The 26767-nt window shown below is 45.1% G+C and carries 21 protein-coding genes; 6 read left to right on the top strand and 15 right to left on the bottom strand.

The features are described from left to right. Positions 1 to 364: 364 nt before the first annotated feature. The 7 genes from AS194_RS08435 to AS194_RS08405 form a co-directional block, all read right to left on the bottom strand. Entirely contained in the window at positions 365 to 1183 is an 819-nt protein-coding gene (locus tag AS194_RS08435; protein WP_058025069.1) for a sulfite exporter TauE/SafE family protein, read from the bottom strand. Positions 1184 to 1249: 66 nt separating this feature from the next. Further along, the gene (locus tag AS194_RS08430; protein WP_025646795.1) at positions 1250 to 1753 is read right to left on the bottom strand and encodes a flavin reductase; all 504 of its coding nucleotides are present in this window, start codon (positions 1751 to 1753) and stop codon (positions 1250 to 1252) included. 103 nt (positions 1754 to 1856) lie between these two features. After that, positions 1857 to 2885, bottom strand: coding sequence for a methionine synthase (locus AS194_RS08425; protein WP_058025068.1), 1029 nt, complete (start codon positions 2883 to 2885; stop codon positions 1857 to 1859). 72 nt (positions 2886 to 2957) lie between these two features. Next, positions 2958 to 3950, bottom strand: a complete 993-nt coding sequence (locus tag AS194_RS08420; protein WP_058025067.1) for a DUF1852 domain-containing protein — start codon at positions 3948 to 3950, stop codon at positions 2958 to 2960. A gap of 263 nt (positions 3951 to 4213) precedes the next feature. After that, complete coding sequence (locus tag AS194_RS08415; RefSeq protein ID WP_058025066.1) at positions 4214 to 4732, bottom strand: hypothetical protein; 519 nt, start codon at positions 4730 to 4732, stop codon at positions 4214 to 4216. A 202-nt stretch (positions 4733 to 4934) separates the two neighbouring features. Further along, complete coding sequence (locus AS194_RS08410; protein ID WP_058025065.1) at positions 4935 to 8030, bottom strand: efflux RND transporter permease subunit; 3096 nt, start codon at positions 8028 to 8030, stop codon at positions 4935 to 4937. Continuing rightward, positions 8027 to 9367 carry an efflux RND transporter periplasmic adaptor subunit gene (locus tag AS194_RS08405; RefSeq protein ID WP_058025064.1) on the bottom strand — a complete coding sequence of 447 codons (1341 nt, stop codon included), beginning with the start codon at positions 9365 to 9367 and terminating at the stop codon, positions 8027 to 8029. The genes AS194_RS08410 and AS194_RS08405 overlap by 4 nt, the downstream gene beginning before the upstream one ends. Before the next feature lie 485 nt (positions 9368 to 9852). Between AS194_RS08405 and AS194_RS14080 the strand changes: the two genes are divergently transcribed. Beyond that, positions 9853 to 9981, top strand: a complete 129-nt coding sequence (locus AS194_RS14080; protein ID WP_256714007.1) for a hypothetical protein — start codon at positions 9853 to 9855, stop codon at positions 9979 to 9981. 154 nt (positions 9982 to 10135) lie between these two features. On the opposite strand, the gene recG is transcribed toward AS194_RS14080, so the two are convergent. Further along, a complete protein-coding gene (recG, locus tag AS194_RS08400) occupies positions 10136 to 12487 on the bottom strand; it encodes an ATP-dependent DNA helicase RecG (protein ID WP_058025063.1) in 2352 nt (783 codons plus the stop codon). Positions 12488 to 12788: 301 nt separating this feature from the next. On the opposite strand from recG, the gene AS194_RS08395 reads away from it, so the two are divergent. Further along, the gene (locus tag AS194_RS08395; protein WP_058025062.1) at positions 12789 to 13775 is read left to right on the top strand and encodes a patatin-like phospholipase family protein; all 987 of its coding nucleotides are present in this window, start codon (positions 12789 to 12791) and stop codon (positions 13773 to 13775) included. 141 nt (positions 13776 to 13916) lie between these two features. Here AS194_RS08395 and AS194_RS08390 read toward each other — a convergent pair whose 3' ends face one another. After that, positions 13917 to 14504, bottom strand: a complete 588-nt coding sequence (locus AS194_RS08390; RefSeq protein ID WP_058025061.1) for a hypothetical protein — start codon at positions 14502 to 14504, stop codon at positions 13917 to 13919. A 341-nt stretch (positions 14505 to 14845) separates the two neighbouring features. Here AS194_RS08390 and argA point away from each other — a divergent pair, with 341 nt between their 5' ends. Continuing rightward, positions 14846 to 16168, top strand: coding sequence for an amino-acid N-acetyltransferase (gene argA, locus AS194_RS08385; protein WP_058025060.1), 1323 nt, complete (start codon positions 14846 to 14848; stop codon positions 16166 to 16168). A 94-nt stretch (positions 16169 to 16262) separates the two neighbouring features. On the opposite strand, the gene AS194_RS08380 is transcribed toward argA, so the two are convergent. Beyond that, positions 16263 to 16994, bottom strand: a complete 732-nt coding sequence (locus tag AS194_RS08380) for an FKBP-type peptidyl-prolyl cis-trans isomerase (protein ID WP_058025059.1) — start codon at positions 16992 to 16994, stop codon at positions 16263 to 16265. Positions 16995 to 17456: 462 nt separating this feature from the next. Here AS194_RS08380 and AS194_RS08375 point away from each other — a divergent pair, with 462 nt between their 5' ends. Continuing rightward, the gene (locus AS194_RS08375; RefSeq protein WP_058025058.1) at positions 17457 to 19127 is read left to right on the top strand and encodes a mechanosensitive ion channel; all 1671 of its coding nucleotides are present in this window, start codon (positions 17457 to 17459) and stop codon (positions 19125 to 19127) included. Positions 19128 to 19264: 137 nt separating this feature from the next. On the opposite strand, the gene AS194_RS08370 is transcribed toward AS194_RS08375, so the two are convergent. After that, positions 19265 to 20704, bottom strand: coding sequence for a hypothetical protein (locus AS194_RS08370; protein WP_200960352.1), 1440 nt, complete (start codon positions 20702 to 20704; stop codon positions 19265 to 19267). 294 nt (positions 20705 to 20998) lie between these two features. Between AS194_RS08370 and AS194_RS08365 the strand changes: the two genes are divergently transcribed. After that, entirely contained in the window at positions 20999 to 21781 is a 783-nt protein-coding gene (locus AS194_RS08365; RefSeq protein WP_058025057.1) for an SDR family NAD(P)-dependent oxidoreductase, read from the top strand. 106 nt (positions 21782 to 21887) lie between these two features. Here the strand turns inward: AS194_RS08365 and AS194_RS08360 are convergent, their stop codons facing one another. The 3 genes from AS194_RS08360 to AS194_RS08350 all read right to left on the bottom strand — a co-directional run bounded on the left by AS194_RS08360 (position 21888) and on the right by AS194_RS08350 (position 25418). Then, on the bottom strand, positions 21888 to 22613 hold the full coding sequence (locus tag AS194_RS08360) for a lysophospholipid acyltransferase family protein (RefSeq protein ID WP_083499643.1): 726 nt from the start codon (positions 22611 to 22613) through the stop codon (positions 21888 to 21890). Positions 22614 to 22767: 154 nt separating this feature from the next. Further along, positions 22768 to 24654, bottom strand: a complete 1887-nt coding sequence (gene parE, locus AS194_RS08355; protein WP_058025056.1) for a DNA topoisomerase IV subunit B — start codon at positions 24652 to 24654, stop codon at positions 22768 to 22770. 110 nt (positions 24655 to 24764) lie between these two features. After that, on the bottom strand, positions 24765 to 25418 hold the full coding sequence (locus tag AS194_RS08350) for a YqiA/YcfP family alpha/beta fold hydrolase (protein ID WP_058025055.1): 654 nt from the start codon (positions 25416 to 25418) through the stop codon (positions 24765 to 24767). 188 nt (positions 25419 to 25606) lie between these two features. Between AS194_RS08350 and AS194_RS08345 the strand changes: the two genes are divergently transcribed. Beyond that, positions 25607 to 25867, top strand: a complete 261-nt coding sequence (locus AS194_RS08345; protein ID WP_058025054.1) for a DUF1289 domain-containing protein — start codon at positions 25607 to 25609, stop codon at positions 25865 to 25867. A 45-nt stretch (positions 25868 to 25912) separates the two neighbouring features. Here AS194_RS08345 and AS194_RS08340 read toward each other — a convergent pair whose 3' ends face one another. Next, positions 25913 to 26587, bottom strand: a complete 675-nt coding sequence (locus AS194_RS08340) for a hypothetical protein (RefSeq protein ID WP_200960351.1) — start codon at positions 26585 to 26587, stop codon at positions 25913 to 25915. Between the last annotated feature and the right edge of the window lie 180 nt (positions 26588 to 26767).

Raw genomic sequence — 26767 nt, 5'->3', positions numbered from 1 at the left:
ATGAATTTTGCGCAGCCTCTGGGAACGCAGCACGCAAGTAAAATTTATACCAGTAGCGCGTTTAAATCCATAACAGTTTTACATTCAGCTAACTATAGCTAATGAAGCTTACCTGACAGTCTCAAGTCTAATAGCTTCTAAACCAAAGAAAACCGCTAAGAATATAATGGATGTTATAGTGAAACCATTATAAAAATGGTATAGCAAGATTAAACGCTATTTTTCGCAGCCTCTGGAGACGCAGTCACAGCAAGCAAGAAAAGTAGCATTTTATAACAGATTACTAAACTAAGCGTGATTTTCAATATTAAGCAATATCATATCGTTCTTAGTCTTCATATTTCAAACACACCAATCCAAATCTTCAAAATAACCCTTTATAAAGAAAACAAAGTCCCACTACGAATAACAATACCGAAAAGCACTTCTTTAACAGTGGCGGTGAGAGCATATGAGCGACTTTTGCCCCAACTTTAGCGGTAAAAAAGCTCATACTCGCAATGCCCAAAAAGGCATAAATATGCACAAAGCCAATGGTATTGGGTGCATCAACTTGCTGCTGCATACCAAAGAACATAAAGCCGAGCGCACCAGCAATGGCAATAGGCAAACCACATGCCGCTGACGTACCTACCGCCTTTTGCATGACCACATTATAACGGGTGAGATATGGCACCGTTAAGCTGCCACCGCCAATACCAAAAATGGCCGAAGCCACACCAATAACACCACCTGCCGCAAGTTGCTTGGGTTTAGACGGTAATAACACAGGCGTATGACTCGCATCACTCATATGTGTACGTCTTTTACCAGCGGTAAACATTCTATAAGCGACCCACAGTAAAAACACCCCGACGATAAGCTGCAGATATAACCCTGATATTTGCCCTGCTATCCCTGCTCCCAAAAAACACCCTAGCGCCAAACCAGGTGCTAGATTTTTAAAGACCGGCCACATGACGCCACCCTTTTTATTATGCGCCATTAGCGAGCTGATCGAAGTGACGATGATGGTCGCAAGCGACGTCCCCAAAGCCAGATGCATAATGGTATCGGCATCGTAGCCCATTTGGGTAAAGACGATAAATAACAGCGGTACGATAATGGTGCCACCGCCCACGCCGAAAAGCCCGGCCGCAAACCCTGCTAGTGCACCTATGATTAAAAAAATGAGTAGTTCCACGGGATAGTGTCTTCTTATATAGATTTATTTTCTGAGCAAGTGCTCTATATTAATGCCAGTTATGACTTATACAAGCTCAACTTGACCGACGTAATGATAAGCACGGTTAAAATACACTAAACTCTCATCTTGCCCGCTTGGGGATTCTGGAGGTTTGATAGCGACCACTCGGCACATCAGCACACTATGCGTACCCACTTCTTGAATATGCTCAATCTCACAATCGAAGCTCACTAGCGCATCTTTCAGGATAGGCGCGCCTGTCACAAGCTCAGTCCAAACTCCTTGCTCGAAGCGCTCATCTGAGCTTAGTTTAGAAGCAAAAGCATTGGATAAGTGTTCATGCTGGGCACCAAGCACATTGACGCTCAAGACTTTATTATCCACAAAATGCCCATGTGAGCGCGCGGCTTGATTCATACATACCAGCAGTGTCGGCGGTGTATCAGTGACGCTACATACCGCCGAGGCAGTAAACCCATGAGTGCCTGACGGACCATTGGTGGTGATCACATTGACCGCCGTGGGCAATAGCGCCATGGCATCTCTAAAATCAGTGGCTTCAATCATATCTTTTATCATTACTACAATCCTGAGAAACGTTAAATCTATAAGTACCTTGTTAACTGAGGCCACTCATAAGCTTAAACAAGCCAAAACTTGTTAAGTTTTGCTAAACGCTCAGCTCTTGCCGCACGATTGCCGCACCAGCGCTCAGCGCATGTAGCTTGCCGCGTGCCACCTCACGTGGCAGCGGCGCCATACCGCAGTTGGTCGAGGGATACAGCTTGTCCGCATCGACAAATTGTAAGGCCTTGCGTAGCGTATCGGCTACCTCCTCAGGAGTTTCAATATCATTAGTGGCGACATCGATTGCACCAACCATGACCTTTTTACCGCGAATGAGCTCTATCAAATCCATGGGCACATGCGAATTTTGACATTCCAAAGATACGATATCGATCTTTGACTGCTGCAGTTTAGGAAACGCTTGCTCATACTGACGCCACTCTGAACCCAGCGTTTTTTTCCAGTCGTTATTGGCTTTGATGCCGTAGCCATAGCAAATATGTACCGCCGTTTCGCATTTTAAGCCTTCGATAGCGCGCTCTAACGTAGCGATACCCCAATCATTGACGTCATCGAAGAATACATTAAACGCCGGCTCATCGAACTGAATGATATCCACACCAGCCGCTTCCAATTCTTTGGCTTCCTGATTAAGAATCGTCGCAAACTCCCATGCCAGCTTTTCGCGACTTTTATAATGATCGTCATACAGCGTATCAATCATGGTCATCGGCCCAGGCAATGCCCATTTGATCGGCTTGTCAGTATGCTTACGTAAAAACTTGGCATCTTCTACAAACACAGGTTTTTGGCGGCTCACGGCACCCACCACTGACGGTACGCTGGCATCATATCGATTGCGGATACGCACGGTTTCGCGCTGGTTAAAATCCACGCCGTCTAAGTGCTCAATAAAGGTAGTGACAAAGTGCTGACGGGTCTGCTCACCGTCACTGACGATATCGACGCCTGCTTGCACTTGCTCTTGTAGCGATACTAGCAGCGCATCCTGTTTTGCCTGAAGCAATTCTTCACCGTCAAGTTGCCACGGCGACCAAATTTTTTCAGGTTCTGCCAACCAGGAGGGTTTTGGCAAGCTGCCAGCGGTCGATGTTGGTAATAATAAAGTCATGTCGTATTATCTTCTCTATTTCAGATGTCTCTATTTTAGGTGTTATAGCGTGCGCTTTTATATTTGGATTTTTTAAGCGACGTTCTCGTTTACAGCGTAATTGGCCGCCCATGCTTCAAGAATATCTTGGTAAGGCTTGATAAAATGCGTTTCGGTAAATTTGCCTTGTTTGACCGCCATTTGGCTACGCTCTTCACGGTCATAAACAATCTGCGTCAGCGAGTAGTCTTGGTATTTTAGGCTTGGCTGATAGACCTGACCTGCGCTTGAATTGGCATTATAAATCTCAGGACGATAAATCTTTTGGAACGTCTCCATGGTGCTGATTGCGCTGATCAGCTCAAGATCGGTGTAGTCGCTGGTCAAATCACCCGCAAAATAAAACGCTAATGGTGCAGCGCTGCCCTCAGGCTTAAAATAGCGCACGGTTAAGCCCATTTTGTGAAAATAGTCGTCGGTTAAGGAGTACTCGTTTTGCTGATACTCAACGCCCAGCACAGGGTGCACATTGGTGGTGCGGTAATAGGTCTTGCTGGTTGAGACACTCAAGCAAATCACAGGCTGTTTGTTAAAGTTGGCTTTGTAGGCCTCTGAGTTCAATAAATATTGAAACAATTTGCCGTGTAAGTCGCCAAAGTCGTCAGGCGCTTTGGCATTTGGATTTTTGTTAAAGTGCTCTAGCAGTACCACGCTAAAATCATAATCACGCACATAAGAAGAAAAGCTGTTGCCGACCATACCATTGATGCGCTTGTTTTCTTTGTGGTCCACGATGGTGGTTTGCAGCATCTCAATCACAGGGAACGCATCGCCATTGCCTTCGATATCCATGTTGGCAGACACGATGTCCACTTCGACCGAATAACGATCGGCATTGGGGTTATCCCAATGTGCCAGCGCGTTAAAGCGGTTGTTAATCATGGTCAACGCTTTACGCAGATTGTCTTCACGCTGCTCGCCGCGCGCCAGATTGGCAAAGTTGGTCGTCATGCGCGTGCTGCTGGCAGGCTGATAGTTTTCATCAAAACGAATGTGCTTGATTGAACATGCAAAAGGCTTAGTCATGGTGATTCCTACCCTACAAATTGAGATAACACTGAATGTCTGTATGGGTGTATTTAAGCAAATCTTTAACATGAATAAAAACGATATAAACTTAGTATAAGATGAATTTTATTCATGTTAAGAAAATGACCTGCTTGTTTTTTTGAATAAAGTACATCTCTATATATAAGAAACCCCAAGATAACAGCACTGCTATCTTGAGGCTTAAGTCTTTACGTATGAAAACGCTCAAATATATCGGTCACTAAAAACCTTGCTCTTCGCTACACCCCAAACCCACAGGTAATGCTGTTGTCTTTTTTATCAAAGGTTAAATGCTTGTAGCCCTCGCCCGTCACTTGATAGCCACTACTGTCGTTTTTGGTTACGGTGTTAATATCATGTTTATCAACAGGCAGCGTGAATTCACTGCGTAGCGACTGTGGGTTATTGGCAAAATACAGCTTTAAATGCGACCATTCAAAACCGCTGAGATATTCAATTTTTGAGAGCTGTTTACCAAAGGCGGTCGCGTTATTTAGCGTGTAAGTGGTGATGGTTTCGTCCAAATGCTCCAGTTGCTCCTCATCAGACGAATTGTAAGGTTTGATACGTGTATCGGTATCGATAATCGATTGCTGATAAGGTATGGGTAAGCTGCTGGTTGTCGGGTTAGGATAATCACAGCCTTTTTGCATGGATTTGAGATATGGGGTCCAGTCGGTACTGGCTGCCTGCCGCGTTGCACAACTGGTTAGTGATAAGGCGGCGACCATACTGAAAATGATGGCAGTTAGCGTCATGAGTGCCTCCTAACGACAAATCATAAGATATTGTTTGATAATGTCATTACTATAACGCATTGATATATCAGACAATTAAACGATAAGTAAAAAGACATACACGTTCTATAGCAGTTTGGTTGTGAGATGTATCAAAAAACCCCATACGTGGTAGTCACGTATGGGGTGTATTATCATCATGATGACTGTGTATTGCAGTATGTTAAATATGTGGGCTTCTCTTCTTCCCATGTGGCACCAGCCATTTGGCAAACCATCCTGACACATCGTCCATCAACGTATAAACAACTGGAATGACCACCAGACTGAGTAGCGTTGAGGTCACCAGCCCGCCCAATACGGCGGCCGCCATCGGTCGCCTAAACGTAGGATCGGCATCACCCCAACCAAAGACCAGGGGTAACATGCCTGCACCCATCGCAATGGTGGTCATGATGATAGGCCGCGCACGCTTGCGACAGGCATCCATAATGGCCTCAAAACGCGCCAGCCCGCGGCGCTGAGCAATCAGCGCGTAATCGACGAGTAGGATTGAGTTTTTGGTTGCGATACCCATAAGCATAATAAAGCCAATCATCGACGGCATCGACAGACTACTATTGGTAATGACCAAACCCACAAACGCGCCGCCTATCGATAACGGCAGTGCCATCAAAATGGTAAATGGCTGTAATAAACGGCCAAATAATAAAATAAGAACGCCTAAGATACAGACCACACCCACCGACATCGCAATGATAAACCCACTAAACAGCTCCGCCATATTTTCGGCTTGACCTTGATCAATGATGGTAATCGAAGGCGGTAATTGCTGCATCGTTGGCACGGATTTGACCGCTTGTACTAGATCACCTAGCTCGCCATCTGCTGGTTGCACTGTGATGCTAATCGCACGCTCCCGATCCAGCCTGCTGATCTGCGCAGGCCCTGTCCCAAAGTCTAGCGCCGCCACTTCGCCCACCCGTACCCCTTGCCCAGCAGGTAGGGTACTTGGCACATATAAGCCTTCTAACTGACTGACGTTTTGCTTGGCGACATCGGGTAGACGCACCACGATAGGAATCTGACGCGTATCAAGATTGAGCTTAGATAAACGCTGCTCATAGTCGCCAACAGTCGCCACACGCAACGTGGTCGCAATGTCTTGCGTCGTCACCCCTTTGTCAGCCATTGCTAGTCTATCTGGCGTCACCGTGAGCTCTTGACGCGGCAAACTGCGATCACTGGTCACCGCGCCTGCACTTGGCAAACCTCGTATCTCAGTCATGATTTTTTGTGCAGTCTGCTCGAGCAATTGGGGATTGGTACTGGTTAATGAAAAATTATAACCACTCTCCCCGCCGCTCGATAGTCCAACGGTAAAGCGAGCACCGGGTACTTCGGTCATGAGCTGGCTAATTTTACGTTCGATCTCTTGCTTGGTACCTCGTTCTGCACGTGGGGCAAGTACGATATCTAAGCCCGCGATGTTTTCAGCTTTACCGCCACCACCGTCCGACGCACCCATCGACGCCTGCGCCTCTCCGACTGAGGTAAAAATATTCGTCACCTCAGGCATGGCTAGGATCCGCTCACGGGCAAGCGCAGCCACTCGCTCTGTATCTGCTAATGCCACATCAGGCGTCAGCTCAATCGCCACGCGTGTCTGATCGATATCGTTATCAGGGATAAAAGAAGTTGGCAGCAGCTTGACCAGCCCTAATGAGGCCACAAACAATACCAGCGTTGCCCCCATCGTTAGCCAGCGGTGACGCAATGTCCACGAAACAATCTTAAGATAGTATCCCATCATCGCGCTTTGTTTTTCGACGTGGTTTTTTTCAGGTCGAAGCACATATGCCGCCATCATCGGCGTGATCAAACGCGCCACCATGAGTGAGGCAAAAATGGATAATGCTGCCGTCCAACCAAACTGTCGGAAAAATTGTCCAACGATACCGCCCATAAAGGCTGTCGGCAAAAACACCGCAATCAAAGTAAAGGTCGTGGCAACCACCGCCAGACCAATCTCATCAGCCGCCTCCATCGCCGCTTCATAAGGGGTTTTGCCCATACGCAAATGTCGTATGATGTTTTCGACCTCAACGATCGCATCATCGACCAGTACGCCAATGACGAGTGATAAGGCCAGTAAGGAGATAATATTGAGGCTAAAGCCAAAGAGATACATGCCCAAAAAGGTAGGAATCACCGATAAAGGTAAAGCAACAGCGGCAACAATCGTCGCTCGAATATTACGCAGGAATAAAAATACGACGACGACCGCTAAAATACCACCTTCGATCAACATCCGTAGAGAGGCTTCATAATCCTCAGCAATGGGTGTCGCTCGATCATAGACTTTTTCGATACTAATATTGCCAGTATCAGCGGTCAGCTTGGCAAGCTCATCATCAACCAGCGCCATGACATCGACTTCACTGGCACCGCGCGAGCGAGTGATGTTAAATGCCACTACTGTTTTACCGTCAAGCTTAGCAATAGAGCTTGGGTCGGCGGCGCCATCGGTGATCTTTGCCATCCGTCCGAGCGCTTGCGTCCCGCCAGTAGGCACCGCCACCTGCAAATTATTCAGCTCACGGGCCCGCTCCACCGCGCCAAGCACACGGATCGTCTGCGTCGTATTTCCGACTTCTGCCTCACCGCCAGAGCTGTCTTGCTGGATACCCGCGATTTGCTGCGAAAGCTGAGAGATGGGTAATTTCAAACCACTTAGCGCAATCGGATCAGCAGCAACGGTAATCTCACGCTGAAGCCCGCCAACACGGCTGACGGTACTAACACCTGGTATGTCAGAGAGCTGCTTGGTGACCGTATCATCCACAAACCACGACAGATCCTCTACGCTCATATTGTCAGAAGCCACAGAGTACGTGACTACTGGGAACCCTGCGGTAGATACCTTGGTAATAATAGGATCATTAGCAGCAGCGGGTAGATCGCCACGTACTTCACCCACCGCCGAGCGTACATCGTCGACGGCTTCTTGAATGTCTTTTTCTAACACGAACTCGGTCGCCATCGTCGCAGCACCAGTCTGCAACGTGGTGCGGATATGACTTACGCCTTCGATACTGGTCAGTTTGTTTTCAATTTTCTTAGCAATATCGTTTTCAAGCTGCGAGGGCGCGGCACCCGGCAACGTGACTGTCACCACTACGGCGGGCAGGTCGATATCCGGAAACTGCTGCACCTTCATTTTCATAAAGCCATAAATACCCCCTAACGTGAGGAGTACAAATAGCAAAATTGCGACGAGCGGGTTTTTGATCGAGTAAGCGGAGACGTTTAGGCTCATGATTGTGCCTGCGCTGCTGTATTGACGGCGGTACTGGCTTGGCCCACACCATTAACGACACGCACCAAATCGCCATCATTTAAGAAACTACCGCCTTGCTGCACAATATGGCTGTCACTCGGCAATGGCTCTAGTACGGCGACGTTTTCACCAAGTCGCTCGCCCAATGTCACTCGTTGTTGTTTGATACGTCCCATTGATTTACCGTCTGTCGTGGTCAGATCAGTCACTAGCATCACATAGTCATAACCATCGTTACTGACGATAGCGCTATTAGGAATCGTCTGAGTGCTGGCACTACCGAGTAGGAACTCGCCTGTCTGATACATGCCAGCGCGAATTTTTGAATTAGCCGCGAGGCTCGCATAAATCGTGATTTGGCGATTATTATCTGCCGTCGGTGCGATACGGCTCACCTGTCCCATCACACTATCATCACCGGGTAGAGCGACTCGTACAGGTGTACCAATGTTGATATCGCCAATCAGCTTCGGATCTAACTCTGCTCGCCATTCCAATATACCGTCTTTGATAATCGTAAATAATGGATCACCACCTGCAACCTGCCCAACCTCGATCATTTTGTCACTAATAATACCGCTAACAGGGGCAACCACTGTGGCATTATCAAGGGTCAAACGCTGATTGCTTAAACGGGCTTTGGATGCTTGCAACGCTGCGCGGGCACGTACCTCAGAAGTACGGTAGCGATCGGCTTCTTGTTTACTAATGGCGTCAATATCGATGAGTGGCAATACGCGGGCCGCATCGGCGCTGGCGTTGGCAAGTGTGGCTTCTGCCTCTGCCACATCTGCCTCAGCTTGCAGCACTTGCTGCTCCATCGCATCGGTATCAAACATGGCGAGCACTTGCCCCGCTCTCACGCGGTCGCCCTCTTCGACCAATACACGCTCGATGGCCACACCACTGACTTTTGCACTGACACTAGCGATATCTTTGGCGTTGATGGTGCCATCAGCGCTAAGTGTGCGACCGATATCATCTTGGCTTGGGCTGACGGTTTCTACTGACAAGACAGACTGCTCCGTACTCGCAGTGCCGCCAACGTCATGTCCACCTGCCACACCACTAGAGGCAACCGACTCCTCTCGCACCTCGTCTGCACTACTGCCCCAATATCTACCAAGCATAACCCCGATCACAAGTACCGCAATCAATGCAGGTATGAGCCACGGGGGTAGTTTTGCAGATTTATTGGTAGAGGTAGCCTCAGCTTGACGATACGGGGGCAGCTCAGCATGTTGAGGTTGCTGAGTACCAGCTTGCGCCTCGCTAGTCAGTGCTGACTTATTATCAGGGTCTTTAAATTCGCTCATAATTGGTCTCTATAAATAAGCACAGTACTCGCTAGCGCCGTAAAAGGTATAAAGGAAACAAAGTGGGGCAGGCAGATCTTGTTGATAGTCGCTTTCAATATTGTAGACTAACGCTCAATGGGGTCAATCCTGTTAAGTATCCGCATAGTCAGCCGCCGACCCAGCATAAGATACTATTAAGATATTGAACTTCATCAAGATATTATCACTAAAAAGGATTGTGCAAGTGTTAAATAAAAGCAGATGATGTAGGTATATGACGCTATCAATTCTAGGCTTAAACGCTTCACAGCATGCTATTTCACATTTAAATCGTCAATACTCATGACCAAACATACCGTGATGATGAATGGCATGACATAAGATAACGCCTCTCAAAATCATTAGTCATAAAACCCAGCGATACAGATGCCCTACAGTTTCGGCTTGTATTTATGAGGGGATTTGTCATTATGGTTCTAAATCTATTAATAAAGGAAACCATCATGGCTAATAAATCAGAGGTGAAAAAGCTCAAACAAGAAATTAAAGACACCAAAGCAAAGATTAAGCAAAAAAATAAAGACCTCAAAGCGCTTAAGAAAGCATTGAAAAAAGCAAAAAAAATGAAATAGCTTAAACGGTGTAGCAATTGGCTGTAATAAATAGAAGGGGATAACAATGGCTGTCCTCTTTTTTACTCTCAGTATCAGGATGATCTTATGTCATTCAGTGTCATGACGAAAGCCAGCACTAACCACATAACTGATTACCTCACTGATGTATGAACTAGGCGTTGGTATAACGACTCGCCTCTGGCATCCAGCGATGAATCAATTGGCTGACATCTGCTTTTCTGGTAGGGTCTGCAATCAAGTGCTTGGCCAAGCGCTGCGCAATCGCAAATAACTGCTCATCACGTATCAAATCAGCCAAATAATAGCCAACATTGCCTGTTTGACGCTTGCCCAGTAGCTCACCTGGTCCGCGCAGCTCTAAGTCTTTTTGAGCGATAACAAAACCATCAGTGCTATCACGCAGCACGTTCAAACGCTCTGTGCCTGTTTCTGATAATGGTTTTTGGTATAACAACACACAAAAGCTCTTGGTTGAGCCGCGCCCAACGCGCCCGCGAAGCTGATGCAATTGTGAAAGCCCTAGACGCTCCGCATTTTCGATCACCATGAGTGAGGCATTAGGTACATCAACCCCCACTTCTATTACGGTTGTGGCAATTAACAAATCCAAATCACCCGCCTTGAACGCCTGCATGATGGCTTGCTTATCCGCAGACTTCATTTTGCCATGTACTAAGCCAATGCGAATGTCTAAGCGCTCATTTAAATCTTCATACGTGACTTCAGCTGCTTGTGCATCGAGCACGCTAGATGCTTCTACTAAGGAGCACACCCAATATGCTTGCCTGCCCGCTTCGCAATTCACGGCAATGCGTTCGATCACCTCATCGCGGCGATTACGATCGATGGTCACCGTGGTAATGGGGGTACGTCCCGGCGGCAGCTCATCAATGATAGAGGTATCCATATCACCGTAAACACTCATGGCAAGCGTTCGTGGAATGGGGGTAGCGGTCATGATTAGCTGATGCGGTGTGCTATTGGCAACGCCTTTATTGGTCAATGCCATACGCTGCTCAACACCAAATCGATGCTGCTCATCAATGATCACGAGGCCTAGCTTGGCAAACTGTACTTGCTCTTGAAACAAGGCATGCGTACCAACGACAATTTGTACCGTGTTCTCACTCACCGCTTCTAAGGCCTCACGGCGCTGCTTAGCGGTCTGCTTACCAGCGAGCCAACCAACACCGATACCTAGCGGCTCAAACCATTGTTTAAAATTCACGAGGTGCTGCTCTGCTAAAATCTCAGTCGGTGCCATGACTGCCACCTGCCAACCACTATCAAGCGCATAACCCGCCGCTCCTGCTGCAACCAAAGTCTTGCCAGCGCCCACATCACCTTGTACCAGTCGTAGCATTGGGATAGAGGTTGCCATATCAGTGGTGATGTCTTTCATCACTCGTTTTTGTGCACCTGTCAGATCAAACGGCAATGCACCAAACAGCTTATCAGCTAGCGGACTGTGGGTCGTACATTTGGGTGCTTTGTGCTGATGCAGCTGCTGACGACGGTACAACAGGCTGAGCTGATGGGCGGTCAACTCTTCGATAATCAAGCGCTGACAGGCAGCATGAGTACGCGCAGTCAGTTGGGTCAACAGTTTGTATTGCTGGCTTGCGCTGGTGTAGGTTGGCGGTGTATGTAGCAGTACTAGCGCTTCAAATATCGTTAAGTTATAAACATTGCTATGAGCGATGCGAGCAGCTGCGCTATGGCTATCATTATTGACGTTGTAAACGGACGCAGCAGGCCTATTCACACTATTGCCAATCACATGATCAGGCACACTTCGCGCCAATGTCGAAAAAATATCTTCTGGAAACTCTGTCTCTAGCAGTACAGATTTGGCTGGCTCGAAAGGTACTAATGGTAAGTCAGCCACAACGGCAAAATCTTCCGCTGTAAACAGCGTCATTGGTAGACCTTGACTACGAACCGTCTGCAGGGCCAGCTTAATCAAAGTGCGCAGCTTATTTTGGTGTAAGCCTTTCACACTCGGATAAATGGGCTGTAGACCCGTATCAGTCGTAGCTATATTATCTGTGATAACTTGATATTCAGGATGGTGTATTTGTTTGCCGTAACGACTGACTTTGACTTCACCAAACAGCTGTAATCGCGTCCCCAAATTCATGGTCTGCGCAAGGCCGCGATATACCTTAAAAAATCGCAGAGATATAGTGCCTGTGTCATCATCCACAGTTACGGTCATGCCGCTACGTTTAGTATCGACATGGACCACACGTCCAGTAATCATAGCCGACTGTCCGTGCGCCACTTCTGCGATTGATACCAGTCGACTGCGATCTTCATAATCACGCGGCAAATGCAGTAGCAAATCAAATATCCGCTTGATATTCAATTGTGCCAATTGCTCAGCTACCTTTGTCCCAACACCTGCCAACGCTGTCACTGGCATATCTAACGCCGAGAGTGGCAAGTCAGGCCTTATATGGTCTGCTGAATTGGCTGAAGAAACATTCATCGATACTGGCATCAAAGATCCTAACAAGGTTATTTATTATTTTTATCTATGTCATCGGCTGTTTTAAATATAACTCACCTAAGAAAGATTGTCATAAAATGACCCGTAAAAACAGCAAAATATAAACATCGAATCATCTCATTATAGCTGAACAGTCAATGACTTATGCTAAGCTATTCCGTCATGACTGCAAAACCCTTTAAGACAACTTGTTTACATCTATTATATAAATAGTAGCTGTCTTATTTTCTACAACATGGTTTTTCTGCATCATGGTTTTTATAAACTACGGTCATTTTATAAGGTGTTTTTTATGTCAGACTCTGCTCTATATCGACCGTCTCATCAAGGTTTAAGTATATTACGTCTTAGCATGCTTGCCATAGTTGGGTTATGCGTCAGTGCTTGCAGTACCCTAACACCCACTGCTCAAATACCTAAAACGCCAGAGCCTATCTCGGAGTTACCTAGCGTCGCATTGGTCTTGGGTGGCGGCGGTGCCAAAGGGTTTGCCCACGTGGGTGTGATAAAGGCATTGGAAGAGAATGGCATCAAACCTACCCTGATTGTCGGCACGAGTGTCGGCAGCTTAATCGGTAGCCTGTATGCCAGTGGATACACGCCGTTACAGCTTGAGCAGTTGGCACTGAGCACCACTGATAGCGAGTTGACAGACTTTACGTTGTCCAATCAAGGCTTTGTCGAAGGCATCAAACTCAAAAACTTTGTGAATGAAAAAGTTCGCGGACAAGTCATAGATGATTTCCCAATTGCCTTTGCCGCCATTGCAGCAGAAAAAAACACCCTAAAAAAAGCCGTCTTTATCACAGGTAACGCAGGGCTTGCTGTCCAAGCATCCTGTAGCGTGCCCAATATTTTTATTGCCCCGCGTATTCCAGAAAAAGTCGGCAAAAAATATATTGACGGTGGCGTGGTCAGCCTCGTACCCGTTGACAGCGCACGCGACTTGGGCGCTGATATTGTTATTGCTGTTGATGTGACTGCCGCTCAAGTTAATAACGCCACTGATAATAGAGCACTAACCATCAGCTCATTAAGCGACTTTTGGAGCTTTCTTGAAACCAATATCGTATCCCCTACCAATCGCTCCCCATCAATACGCCGCGAACGAGATCGCGCGGACATTGTCATTACGCCTAATGTCGGTCGTAATAGCTCAATAGATACCAGGCAGCGTCGTGCGCTGATAAAAGCAGGCGCACAAGCCACGACGCCAAAAATTAACGCCATCAAACAGCTGATTCGAGAGAAATCTTCTAGCAAATATGCGACGCTTTGATTAACTCTATTGCGTACTCGTCAAGAGATTGAAGCGACATTAGATCCAATGCATAAAAAAGCACCACCGTTATAAACGGTGGTGCTTTATCAAGAATAAATATCAATATCTGGCGAATTTTTTACTATGAAAGTCTTAGCGTTATTTAACGCGCGCGCGATATTTCACTGCAACGGTGTCGTTCAAACCAACACCTTCAAGATCCCAACGAACCGCTTTATAGTATTTTAGTGCCACATCTTGTAGTTGATTGTCTACCTTGGTACGTAGTGGCATACGGGCGAAGTTATTGCCATCAACACTACCATATGGGAACTCAGGCGCCACTGTACCAAGCAATTCTACTTGATCTGGAATACTCATGGTGACCGTCATCTTACGGACACGATCGGCATTGGTGTTGGTAAAGTAGCCTTGATACTCCAATACGTTACCTGATTGCAAACGAGTATTGGTATCGACAGGGACGAGTACTTCTTGACCATTGGCATCAACACTGACCAACGATGCTGTGATTTTACTATTGACCGCTTGAGCACTTGAGTTGCTGCTCGCATTTGTATTGGCTTGAACTGCCATTGAGCTATCAACCGCTTGCTCTGGTGTCGGCAGCATGGCAGATGCCTGCGTGACTACCATTGCACCGATGAGCGTACCGGCAACAACGTGAAATAAGCGATGACCGCTCCAAGCACTAAATGGGCTAGCAAATTGGTTACTTTTTTTCATAATTCTCATTATCCCTGATTGATATATCGGTAAAGCACAAATGGCAAAAACTGAGTTGTCTTAACACATAGTCAATAATTAAAAGAATCAGATTCATTATTTTTATTGATTATCTTCGTTCATTGACAGTAAAGCAATAGCGCTTAGCATAGCAAAAAGCATTTGTGGGTACATTAACCCCGTGTTGAGGTTGTGTATATCACCGATGGGCAATAAAAAGACCTCAACACAGCTGAAATAAAAGATAGCTCATAACCGCGTTTTTTGCTATGGTAAATCTTTAGCGTTAGGCATTTTTTTGCTACGCCCTTTTTCTTATTCTAACGACTACTGCTCCCATTATGACTACTAGTTCCATGCCACAGATTAACCCTGAATACGTCCATTGGTTCCGTAACTCTGCCCCATACATTAATACGCATCGCGGTAAGACTTTCGTGATTATGTTTGGCGGTGAAGCGGTCAATCATCCTAACTTCAGCACGCTGATTCATGACTTTGCCTTGCTCCATAGTCTGGGTATCAAGCTGGTACTGGTACACGGGGCGCGACCGCAGATCGAAAAAAACCTAAAAGACGATAATATTGAATCTCCGCTGCATCAAGACATTCGTATCACGCCGCGTGCTGCAATGCCCGCTATCCTACAAGCGGTTGGCGCAATTCGCTTACAGATCGAAGCACAGCTGTCGATGGGACTGGCCAACTCACCGATGTACGGCTCACGTATTGACGCCATCTCAGGTAATTTTGTCACGGCGCGCCCTTATGGCATTCGTGAAGGCATTGATTATCAAATGACGGGTGAAGTGCGCTCTATTGACGTTGAGGCCATCAAAAACAATCTACTGCATGACCATATCGTGATTTTAGGCTCGATGGGCTACTCTGCGACAGGTGAAGTATTTAATTTGCTCGCTGAAGACGTTGCACTTAGCGCCGCAGTAGAGCTGGGTGCTGATAAGCTGATATTTTTGGGCGAAGAAGCAGGTATCAATGATGGTGATCGTTTGCTACATGAGATGATTCCTAACGAAGTGGATCGCTTCTTACGTGACCGTGATTTGAACTGTGAAATCAATTATTTCTTGAACTGCGCAAGCTTGGCTTGCCGTCAAGGTGTCCATCGCACGCATATCATCTCCTATGCCAAAAACGGTGCACTATTAGAAGAATTATTCACTCGTGACGGTTCTGGTACGCTAATTAGCCATGATCCTTACGAAGAAATTCGCCGTGCCAATATCGATGACGTCGTTGGCCTTATCGAGCTGTTATCCCCTCTAGAAGAGCAAGGTATCTTAGTCAGCCGCTCACGTGAACGCTTAGAGCAAGAAATCGACAACTATAGCGTCATCGAACGTGATGGTATGATTTTGGGTTGTGCAGCCTTGCATACGCTAGACGCAGAGTCCGCAGAAGTCGCTTGTGTTGCCGTACGTCCTGAATATCGCAATGGTAGCCGCGGTGCTGATTTGCTGGCATTCTTAGAGCAGCAAGCACGCAGTCATGGTCTATATAAACTGTTTGTACTGACCACGCGTACCGCGCATTGGTTCGTGGAGCAAGGCTTTGCGGAAGTTGAGGCAAGTGCTTTGCCAGATGCCCGTCAAGAGCAATATCATAATGGTCGCAACTCTAAAGTCTTTCAAAAAAACCTATAATTTATAGACAAACTGATATAAAACCTCTGCGCATAAAAAAGCCTTCATAATCATTATGAAGGCTTTTTTTATAGATGAATGCTTCAGCCGCGCATTACTTTACTTTTAATAGCTCAACCGTAAAGATAAGCGTGCTATTTGGCTCGATACCAGCGTTACCCGCTTCGCCATAGGCGATGTCTGATGGGATATAGAACTCGTACTTGCCGCCCTCTTTCATCAACTGTAGACCTTCCGTCCAGCCAGCGATTACTTGGTTTAGTGGGAACTCAATTGGCTCACCACGCTCATATGAGCTGTCAAATACAGTACCATCGATCAATTTACCTTCGTAGTTCACTTCCACCACGTCAGTTGCTTTTGGCGATTTACCTGTACCTTCTTTCAATACTTTATATTGCAAGCCAGAATCCGTTTGCTTCACGCCTTCTTTTTTCGCATTTTCTGCTAAGAATGCTGTGCCAGCAGTTTTATTTTCTGTTGCTTTGGTTTGCATGTCTTTTGCGAACTGCTCTTCTTGCTCTTTTTGATACGTCATCAATACTTCTTGCATTTGCTCTTGGGTCAATGCTGAATCATTGCCTTCGTAACCATCACGGAAACCTTTTTCAAAAGTATCAAGGTTCAAATCTTTGACAGCTTCTTTATTGCCTTCTGCCATCATGAATCCTAAGCTATAGCCCACTTTTTCACTTGCTGAGCTTTGTTCAGTGATAGAAACGCTTTGAGCAGCTGTTTCTTGACTGCCGTTATTGGTGCTACAGCCTGTCATTAACAACATAGCACTAGCAAGGGCGCTAATGCTTAAAGTAGTGATTTTTTTCATAGATTACTCTCTGATTGTAAGAATAGTGGCGAGATGTCACATTGCTCTATAATAACAAATCTTAGTTTTGGGAACTACGCTTTACATGAAATTATCGGGCGAATGTACAGTCTATGTAAATATTTCCTATTATAATAACAAGTTATCACACAAATATAGTGGCAGGTAAAGCTTTCTATCTTTAAATCCATCAATACATAGGCTAAGCTAAATTGGTTAAGGAGATAAGTAATCGAATGTTGGTATTTATCATTGATATATGAGTGTCAGTAGCAAAGCGATAACTAAAAACCAGCCTGATGCTCTTGATGATCCTCTCTATTCGAAAATTATAATATCTTCGCATAACTCAATTTAAAGACACTATTTATAATAAACTATCTGTATATTTGTCTCATTCAACAGTGATTGTAATAACAATACTTTTGAGTGTTACCTATAGGATGATTCAAGGAGGATAAGATGAACCCAATGTATACATCTTTTAACGGTTATCTTGGTGGGCCTATCGGTTCTATCATTGGCGCTATCTTGATATTTATCATTGGTTGGCTGGTCGCACTTGGTATCGCAGCACTTGTGCGCGGTGTGCTCTCTAAAGTCAATCTTAATCAACGCATGAACTCTTCAACCGGTAAAACTTACGATCTTGAGGGAATTATCTCCAAGATTGTTTTTTGGTTTATCTTTATCATTGCTATTTCAGGGGCGCTTAGCCAACTAAACTTAAACTCAATTTCGGCACCATTTGCAAATATGGTTAATCAAGTATTGGCATTTATCCCTAACCTCATCGGTGCGATCGCGCTTGGTGTAATTGGTTGGGTTATCGCCACTGTCGCACGCACTGCAATCAATGCGGCGCTTTCTAAAACGACAATGGACGAGCGTCTAAGCGCACAAGCAGGCGTAAAACCGATGAGCAGCACCATCGCTGATATGGTTTACTGGTTCATCCTATTGGTTGTTTTGACCATGGTACTCGGTCAGCTAGAGCTTGATGGTTTGTTCGCACCATTGACTAATATGGTCGACAAAATCTTTAGCTTTATCCCTAACATCCTAATCGCTGGTGTGGTCTTTGTTGTTGGTTATATCATTGCCAAAGTCGTACGCGGCATTGTGACCAACCTTGTTTCTACTTTTAATGTTCAAGAGTTAGCGACGAAAGCTGGCTTAAGTGAACAAAACAGCCTACCTAATATTGCCGGTTCGCTAGCATTTTTAGTGGTTATTATCCCAACGATTATTGCTGCTTTGAACGCATTAAAAATCGACGTTATTGCTCGCCCTGCGACCAATATGTTGAATAAAATCATGGAAGCCTTGCCTAACATCTTCATGGCAGTGGCTATCTTATTTGTGACTTTTTATGTTGTGCGTATGGTTGCAAATATCGTCAAAGGATTGCTTGAAAACACTCAAATCAATCAAATGCCTGCCAAAGTTGGCTTGCAAGAGACTATGGGTGACAAGAGAATCTCTGACTTAGTTGCTTATGCGATTATCTTCTTTGCTATGCTATTTGCTGCTATCGCAGCTGCTGATTTACTAGGTTTCGAGCCTATCTCAGCTATTATTACGATGTTTATCGCATTTGGCGCTAACATCATCTTAGGTGCGATTATCCTGTTCATCGGATTTTGGCTTGCCAATATTATTGCAGGTGTTGTTGAGCGCTCTGAACAAGGTTCACAATTCTTAGCAAACATTGTCCGTGTATTGATTATGGGCCTTGTACTTGCTATGGGTCTAAAAGCAATGGGTATTGCAGATTCAATCGTGAATCTAGCATTTGGCCTAACGCTAGGTGCCGTCGCCGTCGCCTTTGCCCTATCATTTGGTCTTGGTGGTCAAGAAGCAGCCGCACGTTTCCTACGTAAAATGCAAGATAAAATGGATCGTGAGCGCGACGAAGCAAAAGCAAAATCTACGCTGCAGCCAAGCTCATCAACGCAAGAAAAAGTTGCTGATTCAGTTCGTGACAACACACCTTCAGCTGCTAGCACGTCAACGACTGATTTGCGCACTGATGTGATTGACACTCCTCGCGTAGATACTGATACCAATGATATCTATAACAGTGAGCAAATCCTTCCTGGTAATGATCTTAACGATGACATCAATAAATAAGTATCAATAATTACCTACTCTTAGATAAGAAAAAGACAGCCTAGGCTGTCTTTTTTTGTGAGTGTCAGTATAAGTTAGACTTACAGCAGCTTCTAGCAGAATACTCAGCTCGATTTTCAAAATATGTTACGTGCTTATTATTTCTTTCGCGCCGGTATAGAAAGGTTTAGACGTACTTGAGGCAACTTGTCAGATTGAGGATGACTCTCAGAGTTTTGAGCAGTTTGCTTCTCTGCCTTTTGCGTATTTTGATGCGACTTTTTGCTCTTTAATTGTTGTATTTGCTTGGTTAGCTGTCGCTCTCTTTGCGTCATCGCGTCAACTGACTGAATCCACATATTAATATCGATGAACGTTTCATTTGCCTCAGTAATAAAGTCGATACCGAGTACAACGATATGATGCAGCTCTGCTATTGGCAATCGAGTCGCAACATCCTGTGCAATTTTTGCTAGATTCGGTTGAATAGCATTTTTGCTATTCTTTGCTTGAGCGTCTTGTCCATAGAATATCAGTACATAATGCCGCCCCAAGGTTTCGTAGGAATGCTGATGTACGATATAACCATCTTGTTGCAGCGTCTTACTTTGCTTAGGATGTCTATATAGCGTACGGATCAGCTCATGACGCGAAAATAAAGACTCATCTAATAGTTGCTGCTGCCAACGAAACCCTAACGGCTCAGTTGATGATTCTTGGTCATTACTAGATGTCTGCTTATCAGCATATGCTGCTATCATTTGTGTACTGAGCTGTGACCATAGCGTGGCTGCCTGCTGCATATGCTGTTGGTACATCTGCGCAGTCGTGCTCTGATTCTTATATGCAAGCGCCATGGCCACCAACGCTGGATTAGGTTTGTCCTGAATGTCGTACTTGATAAGCGCATTGTCTACTGTGATCGCAGGTGTGAATAAAGAGGCGCTTTGCAAAAATTCAGCGACTAGCACTTCTTCTGATACAAAATTTGGGATATGGCTGATAGCCGAATATTGTAGTTGCCCTAAGTGATAATTCAAAAACCGCCATAACTCACAGGGTGTCTGTAACGCAACCAGTATTGAATGCCAGTCATGCCAGCTGAAGACTTGCAATTGCTGCCCGCCCTCACTCATGTCTACAACCAAATCCTCCAAAAAATAACGAGCACCAAAAGCATGTTGCAAGTGATTTACTTGCTTGCTGTCCTGACTATCAGTATTTTTCTTATGACCATCTACTACATCATCAGTAAGCTGAATATCAAAAACCAAAACATCATGAGTCTCTGCAACATGTTCATTTTGAGACAATGATGATTTATGCCATGCCAGCGCAGCTTTTATAGCAGTCATACGTGCTCGCTCAATATCAGCTGAGCTTGTACTCATTGGCAAGTATAATGTCAGTGCCAGCAGTTGCAGCTTGCCCGACGAGAGCTGGTAATGATACGAGCGTGCGCTATAGCGAGCATCATATTGCTGTTCAATAGTCTGCATACCAGCCAGAGCGATGTCTACCGCTGCTGTCTGTAAGTAACAGGCCAGCTCACTAGCAAGGTAGCCCCCATCGGATATTATAGTAGACGAATGAGACACAGATTCTAGCCCTTTATAATCTTATGATATGTGATGAATGACATTTTGGCTGATTAAAATGGTGGCATATTTATAAACATAGTCATCAGCATTTCAACATTTTTACGAATGTAAAATTACGCTACATAAGCACTATCAGACGCAGTCGCTTTCAACGTAATGACTTGTTATGATGATATCAAAGCAGCAATGCTTGTGCGTGGATCTTATAGTTATAAGCTGCGCTCACGTATCAATGTCAGGTACGTTTATCGAATTTTAATAAGCACTATATAATAACAAGGATTGAGCATTATGAAGCGTTTTAAAGAAAAAACCGTCATCGTTACTGGAGCAGGTTCAGGCATTGGCCGGGCAACTGCTATTCGCTTCGCCGAGGAAGGCGCGAGAGTCGTTTTGGTAGGACGTACGGCTGAAACATTAGAGCAGACAGCAGCAGAGTTTCCAGAAGATCATACATGGATTCATACCGACAACTACCTATGTGTCACTTGTGATATCAGCGTACAAAGCCAAGTACAAGGGATGATTAGCAGCGCGATTGATAAGTTCGATAAGATTGATATTTTGGTAAATAACGCAGGAAAAGCGATTCAAGGTAAAATAACAAGCCTATCCTCTGAAGATTGGCACTCGGCTATCAATATCAATTTGAATGGCACGTTTTATGTCTGCCAAGCCGCTATGCCTCATCTAATCGCCACCAAAGGCAATATCGTCAATGTCTCATCTGTCTCAGGTATGGGCGGTGATTGGAACATGGCCGCCTATAACGCTGCCAAAGCGGGCGTCACCAATTTGACGCGTACGCTAGCAATGGATCATGGTCCCGATGGTGTGCGTGTCAACGCCGTCAACCCAAGCGTGACCAAAACCAATATGACGACTGCTATTCAAGACAATGACAGTAAAATAGATAAATTTCTAGCCCGCTGTCCGCTTGGACGTTTGGCAGCACCAGAAGATATTGCCGCCGCCATTACCTTTTTAGCCAGTAATGATGCCTCTATGATTACTGGGGTAAATCTACCAGTTGATGGTGGTGTCAGCGCATCTAATGGGCAGCCACAATTCTAATATTTTGGTTTGTGAGTTGATAACAATCAACGCGACATCCTATAAAAAAAGCCTCTGATACTATCATATCAGGGGCTTTTTGTGTTTGACGTGCTACGATAAACGGTTATTTAGCGGCATTGTTGATGTCCTGTAGCGGCTGCGATAAACGCTCAGGATGACGCGGCATCACGCCTTGATACTGGGCATAAATCTTTGGCAAATCCGCTTCGATATCGCCAGTTGGATGCACCAGAGACAAAAAACGGACTTCCTTGGTATTATAATCCAGCGCAACGGGCAAGATAGGAACGCCAGCACCAAGTGCCAGATAATAAAAGCCTGTTTTCCAGCTTTCGGTATATTTGCGCGTGCCTTCTGGCGCTAACCCCAAAAATAGCGGCTTACCTATTTTAAATTTATCGATACTAGCTTGTAGAACTGAGCCTTTATCCGTGCGATTGATCGGGATAATACCCATCCAATACAGCAATTGTGACAATAGAGGCACCCTAAACAGCGTATGCTTTGCCATAATACTGATTTTCAAATCCAGCGCAAATAAGCTAGGAATAGCGTAAACCCCATCAACATTAGAGGTATGCGGTAGTGCCAATACCACGGCCTGAGAGATATTAGGTATCTCACCCACTGTCCGCCATCCTGCCGCCCTCATGAGCCACGAGCCAATAACAGGCGATACTTTATTGCCACGCCTAGGCACGTTGTCACCCACCTGTTCTCTGCTGAGATTTGGCAGTATTTTCGAACGTGCAGATGGTGTCGTATCAGACTGAGAGTGTTTAAAAACCTTTGGCATCATAGCAGCACAATATAATGAATATACCATCATCATAACATTAAGCCTATAAGACGAGGCTGATTTTTGCGTGCTTTTATTATGCGATAAAGTGCTCAACGATAAATATAAGTAATGGCCTATGTGGGCATTTTGTACGGTACGCGGTTAAAGGCCACTACATACTTTTAAGACACATCCATCCTTTTTAAGAAATATCCGCCAAGTCCCCTTTACTCTCAAGCCACGACTTGCGATCAGCGGCACGTTTTTTCGCCAGTAGCATATCCATGATGCCATTGGTCAGTACCATATCGTCCATATCAAGCTGCACCAAGCGGCGCGTATCGCGGCTCATCGTCGTCTCACGTAGCTGCTCAGCACTCATCTCACCCAGTCCTTTAAAGCGCGTGATTTGCGCTTTTTTATTGCCCGGTACCTTGGCTAATATATGCGCAAGCTCTGGCTCATCTAGCGCGTAATGCACCTCTTTACCCACATCGACACGGTACAACGGCGGCATGGCCACAAATAAATGACCGGCATCCACTAGCGCAGGGAAATGCTTCACAAATAACGCGCAGATCAGCGTCGCAATATGTAAACCATCAGAGTCCGCATCTGCCAAAATACATATCTTGTCATAGCGCAGCTCGGACAGATCATCAGAGGCAGGATCCACACCGATCGCAATAGCGATATCATGAATCTCTTGACTAGATAGTACCGTATCTGACGACACTTCCCATGTATTTAGGATCTTGCCGCGCAATGGCAATATCGCTTGATAATGACGATCACGTGCTTGCTTGGCACTGCCGCCTGCAGAGTCACCCTCTACTAAGAACAGTTCCGCGCCATCACGCAGATCACCGCGACAATCTGCCAACTTACCCGGCAACGCTGGTCCCTGAGTGATTTTCTTACGAGCGACTTTTTTGGCTGATTTTAAGCGACGTCCTGCTTTATTAATCGCCAATTCAGCAATTTGCGTACCTATATCCGCATGTTGATTTAGCCACAAACTAAACGCATCTTTTGCCAATGTCTGTACAGCGGCCGCAGCTTCGCGGCTCGATAGGCGTTCTTTAGTCTGGCCAGAGAACTGCGGCTCAGAAAACTTCAGGGATAAGATATAGTTCACGCCATCCCACACATCTTCTGCTGTTAGCTTGACACTTCGCGGTAGCAAGTTATGAATATCACAAAACTCACGCAACGCTTCTAGGATACCTGTACGCAGACCATTGACGTGCGTACCGCCCTGCGCTGTCGGGATCAGGTTCACATAGCTTTCTTGAATTGGCGTGCCACCCTCAGGCAACCAAGACAATGCAAAGGTAATAGCAGCACGTTCGCCAGCTTTCGCATCATAATTATAATAAAACGGTGCTTCAGGTAGTGTCTCAAGACCATCTAATTGCTCGCTTAGATACTCGACAACCCCATCGGTAAATTGCCAAACGACCTTTTCATCATTGATATCATCGGTGAACTCAATCGTTAGTCCCGCGGCCAAAACCGCTTTGGCTTTCAAGTTGTGCTTGAGCTGTTTAACATTAAGTTTTGGCGTATCAAAAAAGCTACCATCTGCCCAGAAGTGCACTCTGGTACCACGTTTGCGTTTGTTTGAGCTGACTGATTCCGTCAACGGCGTCACGGCTGCGCCATTTTCAAACGCCATATCAAACTGGGTACTATCACGCCATACCGTCACTTCAACGCGCGTAGATAGCGCATTGACGACAGAGATACCCACCCCATGCAGACCGCCCGATACTTCATAATTAGAAGTCGAGAACTTACCACCCGCATGCAAACGGGTCAAAATCAGCTCAATACCGGATTGACCAAACTCAGGGTGAATATCAGTCGGCATACCGCGCCCATCATCTTCGACAGACAGCGACCCATCACTATGCAGCTGCACTTTGATGGTTTTGGCATAACCCGCCAACGCTTCATCCACCGAGTTATCAATGACCTCTTGCGCCAAATGGTTTGGTCGCGTGGTATCGGTATACATACCTGGGCGACGACGTACGGGTTCCAGCCCTTCTAAAACTTCTAACGATTGCGCATTATATTGACTCACAAATGCATCCTTAACTATTCATGTGCGTTTAACTCTATAAAACCATTATAACCAAAAACAGCGACGTTAAGGTCAATAGTCCATCGTTCACGTCATATAATGTCGTCTATCTAAGACCTTACTAACTCTCGTAGCATCTCTATCACCATCGGTAGCTGCTCACCAAAGTCACTAAAGCGATGGTCTCCTCCTGCTTGTACGGTTACTGATGCGCCCTGCCCTTGATAAAAGGCCTGAGACAACTCAGCGTTTAATAGCTCATCACCTTGTTTGAGCAGTACAGCAATTTTTTTAGGATAATGAACTTCTGATAACTGATGATCTGCAAACCATTGCAAATCTGACGGCGTAATACGCCAACCGCCCGCCGTCGTATGCAGGACTTTATTATCCGATGACTCATCACTACTATCTTGATTTGATGCTGAGTTATCAGAAAAGCGCTGTAGAGTAATATGAGGCTGCGTGCTGGGATTTAGCAGCAATGCAGGACAATCTATTTGATTACTGATTAAGGTAGAAAAATACCCACCCAATGAGCTACCGACCAATACCGTGTTGGACGATCCCGTCTGCTCATCTTGGCTATTATTTAACCCTTCTATCAATGACAATAACTGCTCACGCACTTGCGCAGGCGATTTATTAAGATCAGGGCGCAGCACCGTGATATCAGGATGATGCTGCTGGCAATATTTTTCTAACAACAGCCCTTTGGTCGAGTTTGCATCGCTGTCCAGTCCATGGATATAAATCAGGTTCACGTATCATCTCACTTATTAATTTTGTTATGATTGTCTTATATAGGCCAGTGACGCTAAGCATAGCACCCGATGCGCAAAAATAATAACAATAAAACGGCACACTATTAGTCGGTATTTGCGACATAATAATATAGTCACAATCGTTTTGTGCCAGTCAAAGGAATGACGGTAATAGCAATGGAGTCGCCATGAATCAACAGTTTGAACTGTTCGACATTGACAACCCTTGTATCGGTGTCTGTGAAAGCAATAAAAAAGGCTATTGCTTTGGTTGCCTGCGCAGTCGAGCCGAGCGCCAACGATGGCATCATATGACGACAGAGCAGCAACGCGAGGTACTAAGGCTGATCGCAGGACGTAAGCTGCGTATTGAGCTTATGCGGCTACGTAAAAATGAGCAGTTAGGATTTGATTTTGAAGAAGACGTTGAGATGGGTGAGTTGTTTTAAGGAAATTTTGCAGCTATTCGAATTTATTCTAAACTGTTTGAAACTCTATAATGTAATAGGACTAAACCCTTTATTAATTGCTTCTTCTAACTTTTTGAGTTCTTTAATACTATAAGTTTCATTTGAATGGAATGAGTATAAAACTTCATTAACTCTTTTTTTAAAATTAGGATTAATCATAATTTCATTAAATTCGTCTATCAGCTTTTCGAACCTATGATAACCTTGCCTTTGAAATAATAAAGTATATTCATCTATCATTTCTCCTTTAGCCTCGTGGCCTGTGAATGGGTCAAGCATTTTTGGCATATAAACAATATTCCATGGCGCTGTAAAGGCAAAAATATTCTTAGTACGCCCAAAAATATGGGAAATCTGATAATTTCTAATTGATTCGGATTTAGAACTCTGAGTTTTGGAGTATCCAGTCAAAGATCTAATCAGCTTAGCTGGTTCTGCATTGTTCGTAGAGTCTTTTCGAACGTTATGGTTGCTGAGTAACTTTTTATAAAGCGCTTGGAATAAATGGGTGCCATTTGCATCGCGACCAAACCCTCGAATAAATACTTTTTCATTACCATAGATACGATTTTTTAAGAGATTCCATTCAATTTCGGCTTTATGATAAGGAGCATAAATCGTTTCTTTCAAACCGAAATTAAAGAAGTTCTCTTTAGATATATAACCTTCATTAAAGAATCTTATATAGGCATCTCTCATAGTTTATCCATGTAACCTACAATTCACCATTTTAGAGTTCAGTTTACAGCGATATAACAGTAAAAATGACACTGTATATTTTTACTGATCCATAAATGTTGTATACGCTTAGTATATCAAAGTGGTTGTAAATAATATCACATAGTAATTTTTAATGCCGACAAAGAAAAGCCCCTTGAT

Source organism: Psychrobacter piscatorii, assembly GCF_001444505.1.
GTDB classification, from domain to species: Bacteria; Pseudomonadota; Gammaproteobacteria; order Pseudomonadales; family Moraxellaceae; genus Psychrobacter; species Psychrobacter piscatorii_B.
Note: the sequence above shows the minus strand (reverse complement) of the source record. Positions and strands in the feature narration are given on the sequence as shown.

Bases quoted from the DNA above. Each gene is read 5' to 3' on its own strand.
- recG (WP_058025063.1), bottom strand. From the start codon at position 12,487: ATGCCAGTATCGATGAATGTTTCTTCAGCCAATTCAGCAGACCATATA.
- AS194_RS08390 (WP_058025061.1), bottom strand. From the start codon at position 14,504: ATGAAAAAAAGTAACCAATTTGCTAGCCCATTTAGTGCTTGGAGCGGT.
- argA (WP_058025060.1), top strand. From the start codon at position 14,846: ATGACTACTAGTTCCATGCCACAGATTAACCCTGAATACGTCCATTGG.
- AS194_RS08425 (WP_058025068.1), bottom strand. From the start codon at position 2,885: ATGACTTTATTATTACCAACATCGACCGCTGGCAGCTTGCCAAAACCC.
- AS194_RS08340 (WP_200960351.1), bottom strand. From the start codon at position 26,587: ATGAGAGATGCCTATATAAGATTCTTTAATGAAGGTTATATATCTAAA.
- AS194_RS08420 (WP_058025067.1), bottom strand. From the start codon at position 3,950: ATGACTAAGCCTTTTGCATGTTCAATCAAGCACATTCGTTTTGATGAA.
- AS194_RS08380 (WP_058025059.1), bottom strand. From the start codon at position 16,994: ATGAAAAAAATCACTACTTTAAGCATTAGCGCCCTTGCTAGTGCTATG.
- AS194_RS08395 (WP_058025062.1), top strand. From the start codon at position 12,789: ATGTCAGACTCTGCTCTATATCGACCGTCTCATCAAGGTTTAAGTATA.
- AS194_RS14080 (WP_256714007.1), top strand. From the start codon at position 9,853: ATGGCTAATAAATCAGAGGTGAAAAAGCTCAAACAAGAAATTAAAGAC.
- AS194_RS08410 (WP_058025065.1), bottom strand. From the start codon at position 8,030: ATGAGCCTAAACGTCTCCGCTTACTCGATCAAAAACCCGCTCGTCGCA.
- AS194_RS08415 (WP_058025066.1), bottom strand. From the start codon at position 4,732: ATGACGCTAACTGCCATCATTTTCAGTATGGTCGCCGCCTTATCACTA.
- AS194_RS08375 (WP_058025058.1), top strand. From the start codon at position 17,457: ATGAACCCAATGTATACATCTTTTAACGGTTATCTTGGTGGGCCTATC.
- AS194_RS08405 (WP_058025064.1), bottom strand. From the start codon at position 9,367: ATGAGCGAATTTAAAGACCCTGATAATAAGTCAGCACTGACTAGCGAG.
- AS194_RS08345 (WP_058025054.1), top strand. From the start codon at position 25,607: ATGAATCAACAGTTTGAACTGTTCGACATTGACAACCCTTGTATCGGT.
- AS194_RS08360 (WP_083499643.1), bottom strand. From the start codon at position 22,613: ATGATGGTATATTCATTATATTGTGCTGCTATGATGCCAAAGGTTTTT.
- AS194_RS08365 (WP_058025057.1), top strand. From the start codon at position 20,999: ATGAAGCGTTTTAAAGAAAAAACCGTCATCGTTACTGGAGCAGGTTCA.
- AS194_RS08430 (WP_025646795.1), bottom strand. From the start codon at position 1,753: ATGATTGAAGCCACTGATTTTAGAGATGCCATGGCGCTATTGCCCACG.